A 293-nucleotide genomic window follows, 5' to 3' on the forward strand; every position below is an offset into this window, starting at 1 on the left:
CTTATCGTGCTGCGGGCCAAGGCCATCGACCAATACGCCAAATATCTGGCATTCGACATCGTCGCTGGCCTACTGCCGCTGACGTTCATTCCGCTCGGCTGGGCTCCGTGGGATGTGCTGGTGATGGTCAGCGGGCTGGTCTCCCTGCTGGTGCTGCTCGGCCTGCTCGTCTTCGCCCGCCGCCAGCTCTTCTCGGAATTCGGCAAACAGTTCTCGGCGTAAGTTGACTGATATTGACGTTTAATAGTGATGGCCCACAGGAAGATTCCCTGTGGGCCATCACTATCTGTTGT

The 293-nt window shown here is 57.7% G+C and carries 1 protein-coding gene; it reads left to right on the forward strand.

What is annotated here, in order from left to right:
• Positions 1–222, forward strand: a 222-nt coding sequence (locus EIK80_RS25510) for a DUF6320 domain-containing protein (RefSeq protein ID WP_199743643.1), incomplete at its 5' end; no start/stop codon positions are given.
• Positions 223–293: the final 71 nt, after the last annotated feature.

The sequence above is a fragment of the Caulobacter sp. 602-1 genome, from assembly GCF_003931565.1.
GTDB lineage: Bacteria > Pseudomonadota > Alphaproteobacteria > Caulobacterales > Caulobacteraceae > Caulobacter.